Here is a 21435-nt window from a genome sequence, read left to right as displayed (position 1 = left end):
CCGAGCCCCGCAATGGTGCGTGTTCGTCTGGCCCCAAGTCCAACGGGCACTCTCCACATTGGAACGGCGAGAACAGCGGTCTTCAACTGGTTGTTCGCGCGACACCAGAAGGGCCAGTTCCTGCTGAGAATTGAGGACACTGACAAGGAGCGCTCCAAGCCGGAATTCACCGCGAACATCCTCGATGGACTGGCATGGCTAGGCATCGACTGGGATGAAGATCCCACGATTCAGAGCGAGCGGGTCCACGAGCATCGGGCTGCCATCCAGCTGTTGCTCGACCGCGGCCTCGCCTATCGCTGTTACGCCAGCGAAGAGGAGCTCGCAAGCATGCGAGAGGCCCAGAAAGCTGAGAACAAAGCACCTCGCTATGACAATCGACATCGACAGCTCACGGCCGAGCAGGAGGCGTCGTTCCAAGCCGAGGGCCGTGAAGCGGTGATCCGCTTCCGGATCGACGACAGTGAAGAGATCCAGTGGCGTGACCTTGTCCGAGGGCCAATGCATTGGCGCGGAGCTGATCTCGGCGGTGACATGGTCATTGCCCGTCGTGCTCCAGCCGATCAGATCGGAGACCCTCTCTACAACCTTGTGGTGGTGGTCGATGACGCGTCCATGGCGATCACGCATGTGATCCGAGGCGAGGACCATATTGCCAACACCGCCAAGCAACTTCTGCTCTACCAGGCTCTCGAGCTAGCCGCGCCGGTCTTTGCCCACACCCCGCTGATCCTCAATGCCGAGGGACGCAAACTCTCCAAGCGTGACGGCGTCACATCGATCAATGATTTCCGGTCCATGGGTTATACGGCGGAAGCGATCGCCAACTACATGACCCTGCTGGGCTGGTCCGTTCCCGAAGGCATGGAGGAACGCTTCACCCTCCCGCAGGCAGCCGAGGTGTTCAGCTTCGATCGAGTGAACAAAGCAGGTGCGCGTTTCGACTGGGACAAGCTCAACTGGCTCAATGCACAGGTTCTGCATGGCCTCACACCGCAGCAACTGCTTGATGACATCTCGCCGCTCTGGAGAGAGGAGGGATGGAACCTGCCTGAGGACGTGAGCTGGAGCCTGGCTTTATGCGAACTGGTCGGCCCTTCTCTCACCCTGCTGAAAGACGGCATTGACCAGGCACAACCCTTTTTTGCTTGCCCTGAGCTTGAGGACGATGGCCTCAAGCAACTGGAAGCCGATGGAGCCAAGGTCGCGATCGGTCAGCTTTTGGAATCACTTGAGAGTGATCCATGGGACGGCAGTGACACCGCAAAGGCTCAGTCACTGCTTGCAGATGCCGCAAACAAAGCCGGCGTAAAAAAGGGCGTTTTGATGAAATCGTTGCGTGCTGCTCTACTTGGCCGTCTCCAGGGGCCGGATCTGATCACGACCTGGTCATTGCTGGCCAGGATCGGGCAAGACCTGCCCCGGCTCAAGCGCTGCCTCACCTGACACCTCAGGCTCGGATTGAATCAAACCCAAAACGCGTGCCAGGGGTTGGGCTGTCAGACCCTGGAATCCCACAGTCATCAGGATCGTGAGGAACACCAGACCCTGAAGTCTTCCTGCGCCGAGAATCCCTGCCTGCTCAAGACGAATCGAAAACAGGGATGCCACGGCGGCCGTGACAATTCCTCGCGGCGCCAGCCATCCCATGAACAGGCGTTGGCGCCAGTCCAGTGGCAATCCAATCGTGGCCACGCCCACTGCCGCCGGACGCACAAGCAGCATCAGCACCAGAACACAACTGATACCACCCCAACCCAGCGGACTGAGTTCAGCCCACGACACATCAGCCGCCAGCAGCGGGAACAGCATCGTGATTGCCAATCTGGCCAATTCGCGGATCAGCTCGTCGAGCTGTGCAGCCTGTGTTGAGGGACGACGGCCCACCACAACGCCTGCAGCGACTGATGCCGGCAAACCGGACTCGGGTAACAGCCATTCGCAAATGGCAAACATCAGAAACAGAACGCCAAGGGTCAACTGCAGCCGTAAGCCCACGGCATGCTCTGAAGGCAAACGTCTCAACAGCTCCGCCAGCAGCCATCCAACCGCAACTCCAATCAGTACCCCACCACCGAGGCGCGACAGCAGACCAATCGCAAGACCTCTCCAGCCGTAGAGATCGCCAAGCAACAGCTCAAGCAGCAGCAGCGCCAGAACGGCTCCCACAGGCTCGAGCACCAGTCCCTCCGCCTCCAGAACATCCCCAAGGGGAGGAGCCAGGCGAATCTGTTGCACGATTGGCGTGACCACCGTGGGCCCCGTTCCCAACACGATGGCGCTGTAGACGGCAGCTACTGACCATCCCAGTCCAGCCAGCCAATGCGCTGCCAGGATTCCCGCACCCAGCGACAGCAACAAACGCAGCACGGAAATCCGCAGCACGGTCGCCTTGATGGTGTCGCCGGGCAAGCGCAGATTCAGCCCTCCATCAAACAGAACGAGACTGACAAGCAGGCCAACGGTTGTCTCGAGCCCCTCTCCCAGGTCCAGAGGCTCCACAAGGCCGAGGCCAGAACGTCCGATCAGCAGTCCTGACAACAGCAACAGCACCACCCCTGGTAAGCCTGACAGGGCGGCGAGCAATCGCGCACCGGCCCCGGCAAACACCGTGATGCCCCAGAGCAGTCCGAGCCTCTCAGGCGTCATCGATGGATGCGAATTGCGGTTCCACACGCACGCCGATGATCGCTTCGGGACGGATCACCAGATATTCCCCTTCGAGATCGCCGAGTGGGATGTTGACGAAAGCCTGACCACTCCCGCCATTGACCAGACCCTGATACCACTCTTGGAATGTTTCGAGAGTCGGGAAATGCACCACCTCTGTTTGACCTCCCGAGAGATGAAGCGAAATCTTGTAGCGGCGAGGGGTGCGTGTCATCAGCGAACCGTACAGGCCCAGGGGAAAAGCTGGCTCCCCGCAGCCATATAGAGCGGGTGTCGAGGTTGCCCGCTGCGGGTGGTTCCGATCACGAGTGGAGAAGCCCCCTGCAGGCGCACAGCCAGAGCCTTGGCGAGCATCATCTGCACCTGCTGGTCACGGCAATACAGGGAGCCCGACGCACCCCAACCCAACCAGAGGTCGCAGGTGGGTGCGCGGGACCATCTCTCAAACCAGCGCATCAGCACGCGGTCGGAATGCTGGCCGACGGGATCACTGCAACGACGCAAAGCTGTTGGGGCTGGTGAGATCCTCCCGAACAGATTGAGGACCACCAGCTGGTGATAGCCCCAGTTTCGAGCGAAACCCTGGAGTCGCCTCAGTGTGGGGTCATCACGACCAGCATCGGCCAAAGAAGGATTGAGACCAACAAACAGGAGCTCCCTGAAAGGGTCAGTCTGCGACGGCCTGCGGATTGAACGACGCAGGACCCAGCGGTAATGGCCGCAGGGACTGAAGGCGGCATCAGCCGTTGAGCAAGGCAAGTGCAGCTTCAAGAATCCTGCCGCTGGCTCGACCATCTCCGAAGGGGTTCACGGCCCTGGCCATCTGTTCATAGGCCTTCGGATCATCGAGGAGGCATGAAGCCTCACGGGCGATCGAGTCACTGTCGGTCCCGATCAATCGAGCGGTGCCGGCATCAACAGCCTCGGGTCGTTCAGTCGTGCGACGCAGCACCAGCACTGGCTTCCCCAACGCAGGAGCTTCCTCCTGGAGGCCACCGGAATCGGTGAGCAACAGTGTGCACCCTTTCATCGCAGCGACCAGCCGGTCATAGTCCAGGGGCTCGCTCAGGACCACCCTGGGATGGTCGCCGAGCAAGGCACGCAGAGGCTCGCGAACCGTGGGATTGCGATGCAGGGGCAACAACAGAATGGTGTCCGGATGACTGTCAAGCACCTGAAGCATGCCCGCGGCGATGCTGTTCAGGCGCTCACCCCAGTTCTCGCGGCGATGGACCGTGGCCAGAATCACGCGCTGATTGGCCCAGTCGATGGGCAGATCAGAGAGTGCCGGTGCCTGCTCAGCCATGCGCAGCAGCGCATCGATCACCGTGTTGCCAGTGACCATCACACGACCAACCACACCGGAGGCGTTCAAGTTGGCTTCCGAGCGCTCCGTGGGAGCGAAATGCAACTGGGCAACTTGGGAGATCAGACGGCGATTGGCCTCTTCTGGGAAGGGGTCCAAAAGATTGTCTGTTCGCAGACCGGCCTCCACATGGCCAACCGGAATCTGCTCATAAAAGGCAGCTAGGGCTGCTGCGAAGGCCGTGGTGGTGTCTCCCTGGACCAGAACCAACCCCGGGGGGAACGCCTGGAAGTCATCGCGGAGGCCCTGAAGAGCCGCGCAGGTCACATGCGTGAGGGTCTGGCGCGGCGCCATCAGATCAAGGTCCTGATCGGCCTTCAACTGAAAGAGATCCATCACCTGCATGACCATCTCACGATGCTGTCCAGTCAGAACCACCCGTGTTTCGAGAGCTGAACAGCCTCGGAATTCATTTATGACTGGGGCAAGCTTGATGGCTTCCGGGCGGGTGCCAAGGACGATGGTGACGCGGGGCCTGGCAGCCATAAACCGTGTGTTAATGGCGAAATCCTAAGCGGGTTTCACCCACCTCCCAGCAAGCCTTCACTTGCCAATGGCCCAGCTTTGGCGAAGCTGAGCGAAGACGTCCAAAACTTGTGTGAGCAAGCCGATCTTTCCACCGGGCTTTCCCGCTGGTGCCGTCTCCACACCAGGGCATCCATCACCTGCAGCCGCAGCGATCAGCGACGGGAAGGATGAGACACCCAGCCTGGAGCAAATTGTGCGCATCGCCCATAACAAAGGACATTCAGACGTTCATCTTGGCGTCGGTGAACGTCCTCGATACCGGGCCCGGGGTGAGATGCTGACGACTGAGTGGCCCTGCTCAACTCAGCAAACCTTCCAACGCTGGCTGAAGGAAATCCTGACCCCGCAGCAGATCGATGATTTCCATCAGATCAAGGAATTCGATGGGGCCCATGCGTTTCCTTTCGTGCGCGTGCGCATCAACCTTCTGGACTCTTTGCGTGGGCCAGCGATGGTTCTACGGCTCATTCCCCAGACGATCCTGACCCTTGAGCAACTCAAACTGCCCGATGTTCTGCGTGAGCTGTCCTCACGCCCCAAGGGTCTCGTCCTGATCACCGGCCCGACCGGATCCGGGAAAAGCACAACGCTTGCGGCGATGATCGATTGGATCAATCGAAACCAGAATCGACACATTCTCACCATTGAGGACCCGGTTGAGTTCGTGCACACAAGCCAGCGGTCACTGATCCGACATCGGGAGGTCGGACTGCACACCCTGAAATTTCACAACGCTCTGAAAGCGGCACTGCGTGAAGATCCCGACGTCATCCTCGTCGGTGAGATCCGCGACCAGGAAACACTGAGTACAGCGCTGGAGGCCTCTCAGACCGGGCATCTGGTGTTTGGAACACTGCACACCAACTCAGCAGTCAAAACCGTGGAGAGGGTGCTCGGCATGTTCCCGCCTGAGGACCAGGAGAACGTGCGGCGTTCTCTGTCGGAGTCTTTGCTCGGCGTGATCTCACAGGGTCTGATTCGTACCACAGACGGCAAGCGGGCGGCCTTCCACGACATCCTGATCAACACTGAGGCCTGCAAGGACTACATCCAGCGGGGAGCCTTGGATGAAGTGGAGGAAATAATGAAACGCAGTGGTTTCGACGGCATGATCACCGCCAATCAATGCCTCCAGGATCTTGTGGAGCAACAGAGAGTCGAACCTGACCATGCTGTCGCTCAGAGCTTGAAACCGAATGAACTGGCTCAGGCCCTGAGGGGACGGGGATGACAATCACATCCTATTGTCAGGAGGCAGGCATGACAGTGGTTGAGGCCCTGATCACAAACAGAGTTCCGAGTGCAATCGACAAACCGAGCATGGCAAGTCGGCCATTCCAGATTTCGGCCTGAGGGGTGAAACCTCTACGCCAGGCATTCAATTCACCGGAATCAACCTCCTCGACGTTGTTCTGCTGGCGCGTCTCGGCCTTGATAGACATCACCGGAGTGCAAGTCGCGACACCCTATGCACTGAAATTCAGAAAGGCGGATTCGATTGATACAGAGGAGCGCAGTTTTCGAGAGCCCAGCGTGCTGAAACGCCCAGAGCCAAAGAACTGGAAATGGCTTCGGAGTTCAGACGTCCAAGGGCAGCAGCTCCCACCATCGCGGCGTTATCAGTGCAGTAGCTAAGCGGCGCCAGGTGTACATCAACCCCCTGCTCAGCACCTCTTGCATGCATGCATTGACGCAACCGTTGATTGGCCGCAACTCCACCCACCATCACCAGTGTGGACAGGCCGAGCTCGGAACAGCAGCGGAGGCTGCGATCGACCAACACATCCACAACGACTTGTTGGAAGCTGGCGGCCAGATCCGCCAGGGGAAAGGGTTCGTCCCAAGTCCGACAAGCCTCCACCTGACGAAGCATCGCCGTTTTCAGGCCGCTGAATGAGAAGTCGTAGGGGTAAAACCCCCCTCCGGGTTTTGAAACACGGCCTTTCGGCAAGCTGAAACGGCTGACATCCCCCTGAACGGCAGCGGCCTGGATCGCAGGTCCTCCTGGGTACTCAAGTCCCAGCAGACGTGCGACCTTGTCGAAAGCTTCTCCAGCGGCATCGTCATGACTGCGCCCGAGGCGCTCCAGCACTCCCGTCGCATCGACGCGAATCAATTCCGTATGTCCTCCGCTCACCAGTAAAACGAGATAGGGCGGCGCTGGCGGGGATAATGCCAACCGAACCGAGGCCAGATGGGCTTCGAGATGGTGGATGGCGATGAAGGGTCGGCGATGAAGCGCTGCCAGGGTGCGGCCCGTCACCGAACCCACCATCAGGGCCCCGACCAGACCTGGGGTGACAGTGGCTGCCACCGCATCCAGATCGCTGATCGACAGTCCCGCGTCATTGAGCGCTTTCTCGATCAAGTGGGGGAGGGCTTCCACATGCCGGCGTGAGGCGATCTCCGGCACCACGCCGCCCCATTGGGCGTGCTCCTCGATCTGAGACGCAATCCGATGCGACAGAACCCTCAGGCGACCGACGCTGTGCTCCACAACAGCCGCGGCAGACTCGTCACAACTTGTTTCGAGGGCTAGGACCTTGGCCATGCAGGTCAACAGCCTCCACTACTGTTAATTTGATACATCCTGCCTCCCCAGGGCAGGTTCAACAGGAACCGTTCCGATGCGTCGTTTCTTCGCCCTCGCGCTGTCGGCCCTGCTGGTATTCGGCTTCGCACCGGTCGCCAGAGCTGATGTTGCAGGACTGACTCCCTGTTCTGAAAGTGCACGATTCCAGCAACGTGCCAGTGCAGCCTCAACGCCACAGGCTGTCGCTCGCTTCAAGATGTACAGCAAGGCCTCCTGTGGTGAAGATGGTCTTCCTCATCTGATCGTTGACGGTCGCTGGAACCATGCTGGTGATTTCGTGCTTCCCGGACTGATGTTCCTATACATCACAGGAACCATTGGCTGGGCTGGTCGTGACTATCTCAAAGCCATTCGTGGTCGCAAGGACCAGAACATGCTCGAGATTCAGCTGGACATGAAATTGGCCTTGAACTCTGTTGTCAAAGCTGCAACATGGCCTGTTGCTGCTATTGCAGAGTTCAACAGTGGCAAGCTGACTGAGAGTGATTCGAAAATCACAGTTTCACCCCGCTGATTACAAGATCTCATCTCTCTGAACTGTTCAACGATGAAAAAATTTCTCTCCACTGCACCTGTGGTTGCCGCCATCTGGTTCACATTGACTGCGGGCATCCTGATCGAGTGGAACAGATTCTTCCCAGACCTGCTGTTCCACCCGCTCTAATCGCTCAGGCCTCGGCAAGCTCCATCAACCGCTCTAGATCAATTAGAGCGGTTTCCAGGTCATCGTTGATGACAACAGCATCGAACTCCTGCTGAGCTTGGAGTTCAGTTTTGGCGCGATCTAGACGCTTCGCAATCGCGGTTTCCATTTCGGTGCCGCGGCCCCGGATTCGTTGCTCGAGTTGTTCAAAACTTGGGGGTGCAAGAAAGATCTGCAGAGCTTCAGGGAAGCTGCGACGCACCTGACGAGCACCTTCGAGTTCAATTTCCAGCAAGACAGGAGTTCCTAGCTCAAGTCTCTCCATCACGGGTTGCTTCGGAGTTCCGTAGCAGTTGCCGGCGAATTCAGCCCACTCCAGCAACCCTCCCTCGCTGACCAGTTGCTCAAACGATTCGCGCGAGTGAAAGAAGTAATGAACACCGTCCTGTTCACCCTCTCTTGGAGCACGGGTGGTGGCGGAAACAGAAAGCCAGAGCTGGGGATGACGCTCGAGTAGGCGTGCCACCAGAGTCCCTTTGCCAACGCCGCTGGGGCCTGTCAGCAAAGCGAGCCTGGCGCGGCGGTCGGTCGTTGCCATGGCTTGTGTGCGGTCAGGCAGCAGGGTAGGAAGGCACCCCAGTCGAAAGGCCACCCGCTAGCGATGGCGAAGAGCACGCTTCAGGTGATGGACCTCACCAGCCTTCGGGCGGTGCTGGCAGATCTGCGAGCACAGATCATTCCAAGTCGCTTTGAAAAAGCACAACAACCCAATCAGCAGAGCCTGCATCTGGGCTTCAGAAACCTCAAAGGAATGGTGTGGCTGGAACTCAGCTGGCAGGCAGACGCCGCCAGATTGGTTCAGATTCCATCACCTAGCCGGATTGGCAGTGGCAGCACTCTGGCTCAACAGGTTCAACACGGCCTCAGGCAGCTGGCCCTGGTGGAACTGGAGCAGCGAAACTTTGAGCGGGTTGTGCTGTTTCATTTCGCTCCACGCCCTGGCGAGGTGAGCGTGCGCACTTTGGTCCTGGAGCTGATGGGACGTCACAGCAATGTGCTGCTGCTCGATGACCAGAAACGGATCACCGCCATTGCCAGGCAGGTCAGACAGCACCAGTCACGGGTCCGTCCGCTCAGCACTGGGGACCCCTATATCCCACCACCGGCACTGCAGAGCCTGCCGCCAAGCTGCGAGGAACCGTTCGAACAATGGCGGCGCAGACTGACCTTGGTGCCGGTCGATCTCGGCAAAGCGCTGCGCGACACCTATCAAGGCATCAGCCCCGCGCTAACGAAGCAACTCATCAACTTCTCCTCGAAGGATCAGGCACCGATACCGCTCTCAGCCAGCACTCCTGTCGAAGAGATCAGCGACAAGCAATGGCGATTGCTTCATACGCGCTGGAGGCGATGGCTGAACCAACTCAGTTGTGACGACTTCATCCTTCAGCTGGATGAGGCCGGCGGCTATCGCGTCTGGAACGACCCGGCCGACTCATCGAGCAACAGCGAATCACTCAGCCTGCGTCTAGGGCTCTATTACCGGAAGCAACTTAACCAGCGACAACTGCTGAAAGAAAGCCAGGACCTTCAACAGCTTCTGGAACAGAGCCGACAACGAGAACAGGCTCAGCGCCTCGAGCAGGTCGAGCGGCTGAAGGCCACTGGCGGCGCCGATGATCTGCAACGTCAGGCGGATTCCATTCTGTGTCAGGCCGCTCCCGACAGGGGAAGCATTGAGCAGGCCCAGAAGCTTTACCAACGGGCGAAGCGACTGCGCAGGTCCATTCCCTTAATCGAAGAGCGACTGGTCCACCACGATCAACGCCTCGCGCTGATTGACGGCAGCGCAGGCTTTCTGGCAGACCTGATGCAGGCGGACTGGGACGAGGCAGGCGACCGCAACCAACAATTGCTTGAGCTGAAGGCTGAACTGGAGGAACTGCTCACCCCTCGCCGTCGCCGTCGCCGTAGCGGTCCGCCACCGGGGCAACCTCAGCCACTGGAGATCCGCTCTCAGCATGGACTGGTGATTCAGGTGGGGCGTAACCATCGCCAGAACGAATGGATCAGCCTGCGTCAAGCTCGTGCAGGGGACCTCTGGTTTCACGCGCAGGAGTGTCCAGGCAGCCACGTGGTGCTGAAGGCCTCAGAAGCGGCCGCTGGCGAACCAGACCTGCAGCTTGCGGCAGACCTTGCCGCCTGGTTCAGTCGGGCCAAGGGCAATAGACGTGTGCCGGTGGTTATGACTGGCGTGGAACATTTGCAGAGAATCCCGGGCACTGCTCCAGGAACCGTGAGACATCGTCAAGCCGAGTTGGTCTGGGCGGAACCGGACCGTGCACAGAAAGCCCTTGAAGCTTGGGAACCCCTAGCCTGACTCCAGCCAACTGCTCGCTCACCTCTGACGCCGATCACGCCTGAAGAGTCCCCGAAGCTGTCACCGCCGCCGCCGATTCGGATCGGAGTTCAGGCCGGTCCCCCCAACGACGTGGAAATGCCTCTGGTCGACCACCTGGAGGAGCTGCGTCAGAGGGTGCTGCGCAGTCTTGCCGCAGTGGTTGTCTGTGCCTTGGCCTGCCTTGTGGCGGTGCGTCCTCTGGTCAGAATTCTGGAAGAGCCTGCTGGTTCGATCCGCTTCCTGCAACTGGCTCCTGGCGAATTTTTGTTCGTGTCTTTCAAAGTTGCCGGCTATGCAGGTCTCACGCTGGCACTGCCCTATGTGCTGTATCAGGGGCTGGCCTTTGTTCTGCCAGGCCTGACCCAAGGAGAGCGCCGGTTGATTGCGCCGTCGGTGGCTGGATCAGCCGTTCTATTTCTGGCCGGCCTTGCCTTTGCCTGGTGGGCTCTAGTGCCTGCTGCGCTGAATTTTCTCGTCAGCTACGGCGCCGATGTTGTGGAGCCCATCTGGTCGATTGAGCGCTATCTGGACTTCGTGCTCTTGCTGATGCTGTCGACGGGACTGGCCTTTCAGCTGCCTGTTCTGCAGCTTCTTTTGGGAGTCTTCGGCCTGGTCAACTGGCAACGCATGCTTTCAGCATGGCGCTGGGTCGTGCTGATCTCAGCCCTTGCCGGCGCTGTCCTGACGCCGTCGACAGACCCGGTCACCATGTTGCTGCTGGCTGGGGCGATCACCGGTCTATACCTGATCGGAGTGCTTCTTGTCGCAGCGGTTCAACGGTTCAGAGCAGAAACTCCTCCAGAGTCCCCTCCCCCTGCAGCTGCAGACTGAGCGCCTTTCCAAGTCGCGGCTTGTCCCGCGTCGTGAGCAACCAGTCCCGGACAGTCTCCGCTTCCCCCAGTCGATTCACAATTTCCAAGACTTCCGCGAGATGAGCCCGGTAGTCAGGCTCATCCAATGGGAAGGACTGTTGCTCGAGATAGGCCCACATCACCTGGAAGTACATCCGTCGGCGCCTGGTAACCAGCTGCAGGTCGTAGCTGGCTTGCCAGCGAGAGCGCAAAAGGTCGATGACTTCATCGACGCTCAGAGGGAGCGACTCCAGCGGGGAGGAGTGATCAGTGCGCACTGAACAAGACCTTGAACATCAATGAAAATCCAGTCTCCGCAAAGTGTGACATGACCTAATAGAGCCCATAATGGGCCCCATCCAGTGCCCAACGAACGTCAGATATGACTCAGATGCCAGCCGCTGATGTGCCCGGAATGGGCCGCAGGCAGTTCATGAATCTGCTGACCTTTGGGACTGTGACCGGCGTCGCCCTCGGAGCGCTCTATCCGGTGGTGAATTACTTCATTCCTCCACGGGCTGCAGGAAGCGGCGGCGGCACCAGTGCCAAGGATGAGCTCGGTAACGCCGTAACACTCAGCGGCTGGCTCAGCAACCACCCCACAGGTGACCGCAGCCTTGTTCAGGGTCTGAAGGGTGATCCCACGTATTTGATCGTTGAAGGGGAAGACGCCATCGGCAGTTATGGCATCAATGCCATCTGCACCCACCTGGGCTGTGTTGTGCCCTGGAACAGTGGCGCCAACAAGTTCATGTGCCCTTGTCATGGCAGCCAGTACGACGCCACCGGCAAAGTTGTGAGAGGTCCGGCGCCACTCTCGCTGGCCCTGGCCAATGTGAGCGTTGAGGACGACAACGTTTTTGTCAGCCAATGGACCGAAACCGACTTCCGAACAGGTGAGAAGCCTTGGTGGGGCTGATCAAGAACCTTTTGCCCACCGCTCTCTCCCGAAACACGCCTCCGATGCGCCGCATTCTCCCCTCACTTTTCGCAGCCCTGATCCTGGGCCTTGCCGTGTTCACGGCTCCATCAAGCAGCTGGGCCTACCCCTTCTGGGCTCAGCAGAACTACGCCTCGCCAAGAGAAGCCACTGGCAAGATCGTGTGTGCTAACTGCCACCTCGCCAAGAAAATCACCCAGGCAGAGGTTCCTCAATCCGTTCTTCCTGACACGGTCTTTAAGGCGGCAGTGAAAATTCCTTATGAGCAAGGGCTCCAGGAAATCGGAGCCGACGGCAGCGATGTTGGCTTACAGGTCGGAGCTGTCATCCAGCTTCCTGATGGCTTCACCCTGGCCCCACAGGACCGCTGGACCGATGAGATCAAGGAGGAAACCGAAGGTGTTTATTTCACGCAGTACAGCGACGATCAACCCAACATTCTTCTCGTAGGTCCGATTCCAGGTGATCAGCACCAGGAAATCGTCTTCCCTGTCCTTTCTCCGGATCCAGCCACCGACAGCAACATCCACTTCGGCAAATATCAGATCTTCGTTGGAGGTAACCGAGGCCGTGGCCAGGTCTATCCGACCGGAGAAAAGAGCAACAACACCGTTTACACCTCTCCCGCTACTGGAACCGTCTCATCAATTGAAGACGGCGACAATGGGGCCAAGATCATCAGCATCGCTAGCGCCGACGGCGAGACCGCCACTGAAACCATTCCCGTGGGTCCTGCTCTGGTTGTCGGAGTCGGAGACGCCATTGAAGCGGGTACTCCCCTGACCGACGATCCAAATGTGGGTGGTTTCGGACAGGTTGATGCTGAAGTTGTGCTTCAGAACCCCGTTCGGATTTATGGTCTGTTGGCGTTCTTCGCAGCTGTTTCGCTGGCCCAGATCATGTTGGTTCTGAAGAAGAAGCAGATTGAGAAGGTGCAAGCCGCTGAGGGTGTCTGAGCTCAGTGTTGATCCCTGCAATTTTCACCTCCCCCGGGCCCGAGCTGTTTCAGCTCGGGCCTTTCGTACTGCGTTGGTACGGACTGCTGATTGCGGTTGCAGTCTTGATCGGACTCAATCTCTCCAGCTGGCTGGCGCGACAGCGCGGCCTGGATGCCAATCTGATCAGTGACCTGCTGCCAATCCTTGTGCTGGCAGCAGTCATCGGTGCGAGAACGTATTACGTCGCCTTCGAATGGGATTCCTACCAACGCTCATGGTGGGATGCCTTCGCAATCTGGAAAGGAGGCATTGCCATCCATGGAGCTCTCTTAGGGGGATCGCTGGCGGTGATTTTGTTCTGCCGTTGGCGACGGGTGTCGTTCTGGAATGTTTTGGACGTGTTGGTGCCCTCTGTGGTGTTGGGACAGGCCATTGGCCGCTGGGGAAACTTTTTCAATTCAGAGGCATTTGGAGTCCCCACCGATCTGCCATGGAAACTTTTTATTCCCGCAGCAAACCGGCCAAGTGTTTTCAAAACTGCTGAATTCTTCCACCCCACATTTCTCTACGAATCCCTCTGGAACATTGGAATCTTTGTGTTGTTAATGGTGCTTTTCCGGCTCGGCCGCCAAAACAAAATCTCCCTGCCATCAGGAGCTCTCAGCTGCATCTATCTGCTCAGCTACAGCCTTGGCCGCATCTGGATCGAAGGCCTGAGGATCGACCCGCTCTGCCTTGGCGGACAACCTCCGTTCTGTGATGGTGGCTTGCGCATTGCTCAGCTGATGAGCCTCAGTTTGATGTCCATCGCCGGCTTCGGTCTGTTCTGGCTGTATGGACGCAAGTCGCCACTTCCGGATCCCGGCCTCAAGAAGGCAGACCCTTCATGAGCATGATCTCAATCGTGGGTGCTGGCCCGGGAGCACTTGATCTACTGACCCGCCGTGCCGAAGACCGCATTGCCCATGCTGATGTTTTGATCTGGACTGACTCACTTGTGTCGCCTCAGATCGCGGATCTTGCGCCTGCCAGGTGCGAAAAGATCCGGACTAGCACGCTCACGCTTGAACAGGTTCTTCCACTGATGATTGAGCGTGTGAGCACCGGGAAGAACGTGGTGCGTCTTCACGATGGCGACCCCTGTCTCTACGGAGCGCTCAGCGAGCAGGTCAGCGGACTTGCCGATGCAGGAATTGAAGTGGAAGTGGTTCCTGGCATCAGCGCATATCAGGCAACAGCCTCGGCTCTGAAGGCGGAACTGACCATCCCAGGCCTTGTACAAACCATCGTGCTGAGTCGTAGCGGAGGCCGAACCGGCGTTCCGGAACGCGAAGAGCTGAGGCACCTGGCCAGCCTGCGGGCCTCGCTCTGTCTCTACCTCAGCGCCCGCCATGTGGACGAGGTCCAGTCGACGCTTCTTGAGCATTACCCCGCAGACACCCCGGTCGCCATCGGATACCGGGTCAGCTGGCCTGATGAATCGTTAGATCTGGTGCCTCTCGATCAGATGGCAAAGGTCACACACGATCGCAATCTGATTCGCACCACGCTGTTTGTGATCAGTCCGGCCTTTCGTTCAACCAATCTGCGATCGAAACTCTATTCGCCTGATCATGACCACTTATTCCGGCCCAAGCGATAAACAATCCGGACAGGTGGTGTTTTAGGATTGATCGATCGGGCGATTAGCACAGTGGTAGCGCACTTCCTTCACACGGAAGGGGTCACTGGTTCGAATCCAGTATCGCCCATGCATCTCAAACCTTTGCTTGGCAGGGTTTTTATCTCATTATCATGCGCAGTTATTGAGCAACATCAGCATTAACAAAGGCCAGAGAAACCGGGAATTAAAGAATCATCAGAGAGATGAATTGTCTCGCATTCGAGATTCAAATCATAGGATGTGATGCATCTCAAGGGATGCGGTCTTGGCCGTCTTCAGTTGTCACTCCTGTCGTTGAGCTGTGATCAAGCTTCAGTGATCAGAAACCTGCTTCATGCACAGCTCCGATCAGGACAAGTCCAACTACATTCGGTGCAACACATTTCTGTTGTCATGGCAAAGGGCTACTGGATCAGCACAGGCACGATTCACACACCACTGGCCATGGTCCCTTACATCAGTCGACTCACTGAATGGCTACCCACCGTCGGGGCCAAATTTCTGGTTCGCGATGTTCAGTGTGATGTTCGCGAAGGCACCCCTGGTTCTTTGAATGTGATCATCGAGTTCCCATCTCTCCAGTCAGCCGTGTCGGCCTATGAGTCAACGGACTATCAATCTCTGATTGAGCTACGAACACCCCACTCGGACCTCACCCTGTCGATCTCAGAAGAATTGACTGCCTAGATCTTCAAGGTGTTGATCACTACGGATGTTTTAAAGACTTTCGTGCAAGATCAATCCGTCTTCGGGTCATCAACCGGAGATGCGTCGAACCAAGGAGGGGTGGGACCCTCCTTTTTTTTGGCTCATGAGCACCACTTGGTATCACGACAGAAGTCAATCCGCAGTTCCGTGAGTGGATACGCCAAAATTCTTGCACTTTCTGGGTCATTCGATGCTTGGAATGAAGAACCCGATTCTTCAAAGAATCTGGGCAATCATCACTTGGCGATGGCGCATGCAGATCGCCCTCAATGCGCCTTTTGCGCTGCTCTGGGTTGCTGATAAAACCAATCCAGCAGTGCATGCTTTCAACATGACAGCTCTCTCAGCCGTGCATGCTGAATGGCTGGCACCAATGATTGGCATTGCTTGAAGTTTCAACGCGCAGCTCCAATCAGCGTTGACGGAGCGTGAGCATCCAGAGCCAGATGGCGAACAATGTCCCAACGGGAATCACGATCACAAGCAGCTGAGCAATCACCAGATTGCGAACGTCTGGGTCCATGCTCAGAAGGGAATGACAAGCGACCAGCGTTTGCGTCTGTACCGCCAACGCTTGCCTGAGTCCTCCGCCTCTGGCACTTCACCTGCTAAAAATCCTTTCGGATCTTCAGGGTTGTCGCTGACTTCAGCAGCACGCTCCTTCGGCACCTCGTAACCAACAAATTGATGGGCTTCTTGCTTGCAAAACTGCACTGGATTTTGCAAAGTGCTGGTCCACAGACCAGTTCTGCGGATGCTGTATTGACCAGCGGAGTCCGCCCAGCGATGACAGGCACGCGAGGCAGACTCCGGCGACTCATAGCGGCCCAGAGCCCCGATGAAGTTGATGCGATTGGGGATCTGAGTGTCCACCAGAACATCTAGCAAAAGTTGCGTGATCCGCATTGATTTCATCATGCTGAACTCCCTCTCTCACGATCACCGAAAACCCGCATGCCAAGGGAGGAAAGAATGAATTCCGATGTGGCAACTGTCTCTGTGTGCCTCGTGGCACTGACAGAACTGAAAATCGAGCTTAATTTCACTCCAACGAATTCAGTAAGGGTCGGATGTCGTTATCGGATTCCGAGCAGGCGAAGGATGGAGCAACCTTCTCAACCCTGCAGGAGATCGGTGACCTGCTCCGTCAGGCCCGCGAAACACAGGGCCTGAGCTGCGATCAACTGGCTCAATCTTTAAAGATGGGCAGCGAACAGTTGCAGGCTCTGGAGACAGGTGAACTGGAGAAACTTCCAGAACCGGTTTTTATCAAAGCGATGACCCGCAGGGTCGCTTCCAAGCTCGGCCTCGATAGCGACTCCCTGATCAGCAGACTTCAAGACGTTTTGCCAGCGCCTAAGACCACGACCAACCTGTCCGGTGCTGATGCCAAAAGCGATGTCGCCAATGGTCGTATCTCGACGAGTTCGGAAAGCAGCAAAAGGCCTGTGATGCCTTGGCAGCGCCTGGCCCTGGCCGCTCTGGCGATCGGCGCTGTCACCGGTGGAGCGATGGTGGTGGCCAGTCAGCGTCGCTCCGTTGAGCTTGCCTCCATGAAGGCTGTCACGGTGGTGGAACAACCCACTGCGACACCCCCTCCACCCGTTTCACCCGAGGGCAAAGCTTCAGCACAGATCTCCATCAGCAGCCCAGAACCCAGCTGGGTCTCAATCCGTAATGGCGAAGGCGTGGTTGTGTACGAGGGAACCCTCTCTGAGAGCAAAATCCTCCCTGCAGATTCACAACTGGAGATCCTCCCCGGACGTCCTGACCTGGTTTTGATTAGTGAGGGAGACGCTGCACCGAAGCCGCTCGGACCCATCGATCAGGTGCGCTGGTACAAACTCAATCCTGAACTCTGATCTTGAGGCGCAGACCGGTGACATCCCTCACCAGAGCTGCACAACTCTCGAGACTCCACTGTTCAAGGCTGAGGTTCTGATTCACACGCTCCGGCACCAGCTCCAGGATCAGATCACTGCCTTTCACTTCAGCTTTCAACGTCTGAACCACAGGATCGGGGCGTCGATCCAGCGCAGCGGCCAAACGCAGTAACAACGCCATCTCTGACACTGTCCTGCGGTTAGCCCGGGTCTGAAGCGCCTGCCAGGACTCATGACGCTTCTTGGGGAGACTGCGGCGGTGATAACGGGCGATAGCCGCGATCATCAGATGTTCGGATTCGGAATAACCCAGCAGCTCACCGTGGCGAATGAGATACCAGGAATGCTTGTGATAAGCACTCAGGTTGATGTGCTGACCACAGGCATGAAGCATGGCTGCGGCCCAGAGGAGATCCCGACCGGATCCGTCATCTCGGTGCAAGGTCTTGTGGGTGCTGTCGTAGAGAGTGAGTGCGTGACTGGCAACCCGCTCGGCACGGGCCTGATTGACCGCAAAACGTTGCACCTGATGGACCACGGTGCGCTGGCGGATACTGCTTTGAAAACTGAAGCGGTCTTCGAGAAGGCCATGGCGCAGCATCCAATCCACGATCAACCCTTCGCGCAACGCCCGCTCGCTCAGAACCAGTTCATCGACTCCGAGCATCTGCATGGTGGTTTGCAGGATGAGCGAACCCGGCACGATGATTTCCGCGCGCCGATCATTGATGGCCGCCAGACCACGGCGCTGCTCCGGTGTCATGACGGCCAAACGGTCCACGACACGGTTCAGGCGCTGCCTTGAAACCTTGTATCCATGAAGCTTGAGCGGTGGCCGGTCGTCTTCGCTAGCGGCCAACGCACCTATAGCCATTGCCGTGCCGCTGGTCGCGACAAGCACCGGAGTCTCTCCCGGCTTGATCCGTCGGTGCACCTTGTCCACGGCTGGTTCCAGCGAGCCCTGGATGAACGCCTGCAGGAATGAGCGACGTTGGGGAGGGATCGGATCATCCTTGACGAAATCCCGCTGCAGCCTCACGGCACCGACACGCGTGCTAGTGAGTGCGCGGGCGTCCCGACCGTCCGCCAGGATCAGCTCCGTGGAGCCTCCGCCGATATCGAGCACCAGATGGGGACGATCGCCGAAGGGCATGCCCGACAACACGCCCAGGTAGATCAGTCGTGCCTCCTCCGGACCACTGACCAGATCCACATCCAGGTCGAGTTCATCTTTGATGGTTTGCAGGAAGTCCCTGCCGTTTGGTGCCTCTCGTACAGCACTGGTCGCTGCGACAACGACCTGCTCCACCTGATGGCTTACAGCCAGCTCGCGAAAACGGCGAAGGCTCTCCAACCCTCTGGTCATCGCTTCAGGGGTCAGTTCACCGGTCTCGGGGTCTCTTTCCCCCAGACGGGTATTGGACTTTTCGGCCAGATCGATGCTGAACGTTCCCAATGCCACATCCACCGAAGCCACGAGCATGTGGGTGGAATTGGTGCCCACATCAATTGCGGCCACGGTTCTGACTTTTGGCGATCCACCCGGATCACGGTGCGATGACTGTCTCGCCATCTGATTGTTGGGGTCCACCGCGGCCGCTGGGGAAGACTCGGCACCTGACATGGCGCACCGTGATGGAGACGGGCCCACTCTGCCATCGGTGCTCCGGGCCGGGTGGCCGCTGATTAAGGTTCCGAAAATTCAAGCTTCGGGTTCTGCGCACGTGACTGGCACGACCTTTTCTCGCGTCATGTCGCCCTGGGTGGCACTACTACGATGGAACAAGCCGACTGGTCGCCTGATCCTTCTCGTGCCAGCGGGCTGGAGTTTGTGGCTCGCACCGGACGCCCCGCCCCCTGCAGCACTGATCGTGCAGATCCTGATCGGCGGCCTGGCCGTGAGCGGGGCCGGTTGCATCGCGAATGACCTCTGGGACCAGAGGATTGACAAAGAGGTCGAACGCACACGCCAACGTCCCCTCTCCAGCGGTGCATTGAACCGGAGCCAGGCGACTGCTGGGCTCGTGCTGCTGCTGGCTCTATCCCTGGGGGTCGTGCTCAGCCTGTCGTCCCAGATGCTGATCTGCCTGCAGCTGGCCGTCCTAGCCCTCCCCCCGATCCTGATCTACCCATCCGCAAAGCGCTGGTTTCCATTCCCTCAGGCACTGCTGGCCATCTGCTGGGGCTTTGCTGTGCTGATCCCCTGGGCTGCCTTCACAGGCAGCATCAGCCCGTCGATCCCCCTGATCGGCTGCTGGTTTTCCACCCTGTGCTGGACCTTCAGCTTCGACACGGTTTACGCCATGGCCGACCGTCCGGATGACAAGCGGCTCGGCCTGCGCAGCAGCGCATTGACGCTCGGAGGCAACGCCATCCGAACCGTGCGAGCGGGATATGGGCTCACAGCAGCGTCGCTGGCTATTGCCGCTGCAGCAGCTGATGTGGGGATCGTTTTCTGGCCCTTCTGGGTGATTGCCACCATTGGTTTGTGGCGCTCCACACAAACCCTGCAAGCCAGTGAGCAACAGCCAGCAGCGGTCTACGCCCGCCATTTCGGACGTCAGGTCCAGATCGGTACGTTGCTGCTCATCGGCCTTGTGCTTTCACGTCTGGTCTGATGCCGCAATCCGCACACCCCTGGTCATTACCCAGTCCTTTGCAGGTGGGCGACAGCGTCACCATTGCTGCTCCAAGCTCGGCGGTCTGCGATGAAGCCAGCCTGCAAGCAGGGATCGCCGTGCTCGAGTCGTGGGGGCTGAACGTGAACACCCCGACCTGTCTGGGGCGACACTGGGGCTATCTGGCAGGACGCGACAGCGTACGATCCAGCGACCTGTCTGCTAATGCGGGGAGCCCACTGCTGGCCTGTGCCAGAGGGGGCTGGGGAGCCGCCCGTCTTCTGGAACGTGGCGTTCCCTGGAAGGAAGGGTGGTTTCTTGGATTCTCCGATGTCACGGCCTTGCTCTGCAGCCGCATGGCGAGCGGCTTTGGAGGCGGCATCCATGGACCATTGGTCACAACGCTGGCTGGCGAACCTGCATGGAGCCAACAGCGTCTTCATGATCTGCTGTTTGGGCATCCAGTTGCGTCCCTTCAAGGGACGAGCTGGGCTGAAGGCACGGGATCTGGGCCATTGATCACGGTGAATCTCACGGTGGCATCCCACCTGCTCGGCAGCCATCACCTACCCGATCTGCGTGGCGCAATCCTGGTGATCGAAGACGTGGGTGAAGCTCCCTACCGCCTTGATCGAATGCTCACCCACTGGCGGCTGATAGGCGTTCTCCAGAATCTGGCAGGCCTTGGATTCGGTCGATTCAGCGGTTGCGATGACGCAGAGAACAGCGATCCAGCTCACTCGTTCAGCCTGGAGCAGGTTTTGCGAGAACGCACTCAGGACCTGGGGTGTCCTGTGGTTGCGGATTTACCCGTGGGTCACGGAAACGGAGGCAATGCGGCTCTGCCGTTGGGCGTTCGCGCCCAATTGGATGGCATCAACGCCACCCTGACTCTGCAGCTGCCGAATCAACGCTGAGCAAGCACAGCCTCCGCCACGATGAGATCGAATGGCGTGGTGACCTTGATGTTGGCGGGACCAGCATCCAGCACCCTGACTGGCCATCCCAGGCGTTCAAACAAGGAGGCATCGTCGGTGACCGACCAACCGAAAGCCCTGGCCTGGGCATGGCCTTCCCGCAGGGCAGCAACAGCAAAACCCTGGGGCGTCTGTGCGGCCCAAAGCTCAGCCCGATCCGGTGTTTCAGTGATGACTCCCCCTCCATCCACACGCTTGATCGTGTCGGTGACCGGTGTCGCAGCGATCACCGCATCCCCACCAAGAACCGCTGCAGCGCAGCGGTTAAACAGGCTGGGATCGACCAGACAGCGGGCACCGTCATGGATCAGGACATGCCGCGCTTCCCCGGGTAATGCGACCAAGCCTCGCTCCACCGATTCCTGGCGTGTGCTGCCACCTTCGATCCAGGCAACAGGCTTGGGTGCTCCATGCAGAAGGGGGGCAATCTCGTTCTGATCCGCAGGCTGACCGATCACCCCGATCCAATCGATGGCTTCAGCCGCAAACGCCGACCGCAGGGTCCAGGCGAGCAGCGGCCTGCCCCGAAGCATCAGCAGCAGTTTGTTGCGATCAGCTCCCATACGCCGGCCGCTGCCCGCTGCGGCAATCAACAGATGCACAAGCGACTCCTGCTGCCAGCAGTCTGAAACGGCCTCCATACAATCAGCTCGCAC

General features: G+C 58.5%; 26 protein-coding genes and 1 tRNA gene. 16 read left to right on the top strand and 11 right to left on the bottom strand.

Going from position 1 to position 21435, the window contains the following annotated elements:
- The first annotated feature begins 12 nt into the window (after positions 1 to 12).
- The gene (gltX, locus tag SIB42_RS06630; RefSeq protein ID WP_067092840.1) at positions 13 to 1446 is read left to right on the top strand and encodes a glutamate--tRNA ligase; all 1434 of its coding nucleotides are present in this window, start codon (positions 13 to 15) and stop codon (positions 1444 to 1446) included.
- Here the strand turns inward: gltX and SIB42_RS06625 are convergent.
- The 4 genes from SIB42_RS06625 to wecB are packed head-to-tail and all read right to left on the bottom strand — an operon-like array spanning position 1390 to position 4522.
- Complete coding sequence (locus SIB42_RS06625; protein ID WP_067092838.1) at positions 1390 to 2649, bottom strand: cation:proton antiporter; 1260 nt, start codon at positions 2647 to 2649, stop codon at positions 1390 to 1392. The genes gltX and SIB42_RS06625 overlap by 57 nt on opposite strands.
- On the bottom strand, positions 2639 to 2884 hold the full coding sequence (locus SIB42_RS06620) for a hypothetical protein (protein WP_067092835.1): 246 nt from the start codon (positions 2882 to 2884) through the stop codon (positions 2639 to 2641). The genes SIB42_RS06625 and SIB42_RS06620 overlap by 11 nt, the downstream gene beginning before the upstream one ends.
- On the bottom strand, positions 2884 to 3429 hold the full coding sequence (locus SIB42_RS06615; protein WP_413327670.1) for a DUF1643 domain-containing protein: 546 nt from the start codon (positions 3427 to 3429) through the stop codon (positions 2884 to 2886). Before SIB42_RS06615 ends, SIB42_RS06620 begins: the two co-directional genes overlap by 1 nt.
- On the bottom strand, positions 3410 to 4522 hold the full coding sequence (gene wecB, locus SIB42_RS06610) for a non-hydrolyzing UDP-N-acetylglucosamine 2-epimerase (RefSeq protein WP_067092831.1): 1113 nt from the start codon (positions 4520 to 4522) through the stop codon (positions 3410 to 3412). Before wecB ends, SIB42_RS06615 begins: the two co-directional genes overlap by 20 nt.
- 112 nt (positions 4523 to 4634) lie before the next feature.
- Between wecB and SIB42_RS06605 the strand changes: the two genes are divergently transcribed.
- A complete protein-coding gene (locus SIB42_RS06605) occupies positions 4635 to 5795 on the top strand; it encodes a type IV pilus twitching motility protein PilT (RefSeq protein WP_067092828.1) in 1161 nt (386 codons plus the stop codon).
- A 16-nt stretch (positions 5796 to 5811) separates the two neighbouring features.
- On the opposite strand, the gene SIB42_RS06600 is transcribed toward SIB42_RS06605, so the two are convergent.
- Both SIB42_RS06600 and tsaD read right to left on the bottom strand, forming a co-directional pair.
- Positions 5812 to 6006, bottom strand: coding sequence for a high light inducible protein (locus SIB42_RS06600; protein ID WP_067092826.1), 195 nt, complete (start codon positions 6004 to 6006; stop codon positions 5812 to 5814).
- A gap of 38 nt (positions 6007 to 6044) precedes the next feature.
- Entirely contained in the window at positions 6045 to 7115 is a 1071-nt protein-coding gene (gene tsaD / locus SIB42_RS06595; RefSeq protein ID WP_067092824.1) for a tRNA (adenosine(37)-N6)-threonylcarbamoyltransferase complex transferase subunit TsaD, read from the bottom strand.
- Between the two features lie 76 nt (positions 7116 to 7191).
- Here tsaD and SIB42_RS06590 point away from each other — a divergent pair, with 76 nt between their 5' ends.
- Positions 7192 to 7671: a Photosystem I reaction center subunit III gene (locus SIB42_RS06590; RefSeq protein WP_067092821.1), complete on the top strand. Its 480-nt coding sequence runs from the start codon at positions 7192 to 7194 to the stop codon at positions 7669 to 7671.
- Positions 7672 to 7704: 33 nt separating this feature from the next.
- Positions 7705 to 7821: a photosystem I reaction center subunit IX gene (gene psaJ, locus SIB42_RS06585; protein WP_066905917.1), complete on the top strand. Its 117-nt coding sequence runs from the start codon at positions 7705 to 7707 to the stop codon at positions 7819 to 7821.
- Between the two features lie 4 nt (positions 7822 to 7825).
- Here psaJ and gmk read toward each other — a convergent pair whose 3' ends face one another.
- A complete protein-coding gene (gene gmk / locus SIB42_RS06580) occupies positions 7826 to 8398 on the bottom strand; it encodes a guanylate kinase (RefSeq protein WP_067093125.1) in 573 nt (190 codons plus the stop codon).
- Positions 8399 to 8461: 63 nt separating this feature from the next.
- On the opposite strand from gmk, the gene SIB42_RS06575 reads away from it, so the two are divergent.
- Both SIB42_RS06575 and tatC read left to right on the top strand, forming a co-directional pair.
- Positions 8462 to 10180: an NFACT family protein gene (locus tag SIB42_RS06575; protein ID WP_067092818.1), complete on the top strand. Its 1719-nt coding sequence runs from the start codon at positions 8462 to 8464 to the stop codon at positions 10178 to 10180.
- Positions 10181 to 10297: 117 nt separating this feature from the next.
- On the top strand, positions 10298 to 11032 hold the full coding sequence (tatC, locus tag SIB42_RS06570) for a twin-arginine translocase subunit TatC (RefSeq protein ID WP_067092815.1): 735 nt from the start codon (positions 10298 to 10300) through the stop codon (positions 11030 to 11032).
- On the opposite strand, the gene SIB42_RS06565 is transcribed toward tatC, so the two are convergent.
- The gene (locus SIB42_RS06565) at positions 10983 to 11330 is read right to left on the bottom strand and encodes a DUF3067 family protein (protein WP_067092813.1); all 348 of its coding nucleotides are present in this window, start codon (positions 11328 to 11330) and stop codon (positions 10983 to 10985) included. The genes tatC and SIB42_RS06565 overlap by 50 nt on opposite strands.
- A 104-nt stretch (positions 11331 to 11434) precedes the next feature.
- On the opposite strand from SIB42_RS06565, the gene petC reads away from it, so the two are divergent.
- The 7 genes from petC (at position 11435) to SIB42_RS06530 (ending at position 15692) form a co-directional block, all read left to right on the top strand.
- Positions 11435 to 11971: a cytochrome b6-f complex iron-sulfur subunit gene (gene petC, locus SIB42_RS06560; RefSeq protein ID WP_067092811.1), complete on the top strand. Its 537-nt coding sequence runs from the start codon at positions 11435 to 11437 to the stop codon at positions 11969 to 11971.
- A gap of 44 nt (positions 11972 to 12015) precedes the next feature.
- Positions 12016 to 12948, top strand: coding sequence for a cytochrome f (petA, locus tag SIB42_RS06555; protein WP_067093123.1), 933 nt, complete (start codon positions 12016 to 12018; stop codon positions 12946 to 12948).
- Positions 12949 to 12968: 20 nt separating this feature from the next.
- Positions 12969 to 13820, top strand: coding sequence for a prolipoprotein diacylglyceryl transferase (gene lgt / locus SIB42_RS06550; RefSeq protein WP_067093124.1), 852 nt, complete (start codon positions 12969 to 12971; stop codon positions 13818 to 13820).
- Positions 13817 to 14572 (top strand): precorrin-4 C(11)-methyltransferase, encoded by a 756-nt coding sequence (gene cobM / locus SIB42_RS06545; protein WP_067092808.1) that lies wholly within the window; start codon positions 13817 to 13819, stop codon positions 14570 to 14572. The genes lgt and cobM overlap by 4 nt, the downstream gene beginning before the upstream one ends.
- 37 nt (positions 14573 to 14609) lie before the next feature.
- Positions 14610 to 14681: transfer RNA gene (locus SIB42_RS06540), tRNA-Val, on the top strand.
- Between the two features lie 305 nt (positions 14682 to 14986).
- Complete coding sequence (locus tag SIB42_RS06535; RefSeq protein ID WP_067093122.1) at positions 14987 to 15280, top strand: DUF1330 domain-containing protein; 294 nt, start codon at positions 14987 to 14989, stop codon at positions 15278 to 15280.
- Positions 15281 to 15500: 220 nt separating this feature from the next.
- The gene (locus SIB42_RS06530) at positions 15501 to 15692 is read left to right on the top strand and encodes a hypothetical protein (protein ID WP_067093121.1); all 192 of its coding nucleotides are present in this window, start codon (positions 15501 to 15503) and stop codon (positions 15690 to 15692) included.
- A gap of 134 nt (positions 15693 to 15826) precedes the next feature.
- Here the strand turns inward: SIB42_RS06530 and SIB42_RS06525 are convergent, their stop codons facing one another.
- Positions 15827 to 16207, bottom strand: coding sequence for a hypothetical protein (locus SIB42_RS06525; protein ID WP_156485081.1), 381 nt, complete (start codon positions 16205 to 16207; stop codon positions 15827 to 15829).
- A gap of 164 nt (positions 16208 to 16371) precedes the next feature.
- Between SIB42_RS06525 and SIB42_RS06520 the strand changes: the two genes are divergently transcribed.
- A complete protein-coding gene (locus SIB42_RS06520; RefSeq protein ID WP_082824962.1) occupies positions 16372 to 17163 on the top strand; it encodes a helix-turn-helix domain-containing protein in 792 nt (263 codons plus the stop codon).
- On the opposite strand, the gene SIB42_RS06515 is transcribed toward SIB42_RS06520, so the two are convergent.
- Complete coding sequence (locus SIB42_RS06515; RefSeq protein ID WP_231856319.1) at positions 17147 to 18757, bottom strand: Ppx/GppA phosphatase family protein; 1611 nt, start codon at positions 18755 to 18757, stop codon at positions 17147 to 17149. The two genes, SIB42_RS06520 and SIB42_RS06515, sit on opposite strands and share 17 nt — an antisense overlap.
- Before the next feature lie 151 nt (positions 18758 to 18908).
- On the opposite strand from SIB42_RS06515, the gene SIB42_RS06510 reads away from it, so the two are divergent.
- Both SIB42_RS06510 and SIB42_RS06505 read left to right on the top strand, forming a co-directional pair.
- Entirely contained in the window at positions 18909 to 19802 is an 894-nt protein-coding gene (locus SIB42_RS06510; RefSeq protein WP_067093119.1) for a 4-hydroxybenzoate polyprenyltransferase, read from the top strand.
- A complete protein-coding gene (locus tag SIB42_RS06505) occupies positions 19802 to 20719 on the top strand; it encodes a S66 peptidase family protein (protein WP_067092801.1) in 918 nt (305 codons plus the stop codon). Before SIB42_RS06510 ends, SIB42_RS06505 begins: the two co-directional genes overlap by 1 nt.
- Here the strand turns inward: SIB42_RS06505 and ispD are convergent.
- Positions 20710 to 21381: a 2-C-methyl-D-erythritol 4-phosphate cytidylyltransferase gene (gene ispD / locus SIB42_RS06500; RefSeq protein WP_067093118.1), complete on the bottom strand. Its 672-nt coding sequence runs from the start codon at positions 21379 to 21381 to the stop codon at positions 20710 to 20712. The two genes, SIB42_RS06505 and ispD, sit on opposite strands and share 10 nt — an antisense overlap.
- Positions 21382 to 21435 lie beyond the last annotated feature (54 nt).

The organism is Synechococcus sp. MIT S9508 (genome assembly GCF_047303045.1).
Taxonomy (GTDB): domain Bacteria; phylum Cyanobacteriota; class Cyanobacteriia; order PCC-6307; family Cyanobiaceae; genus Synechococcus_C.
This window is presented reverse-complemented; position numbering and strand designations above follow the sequence as displayed.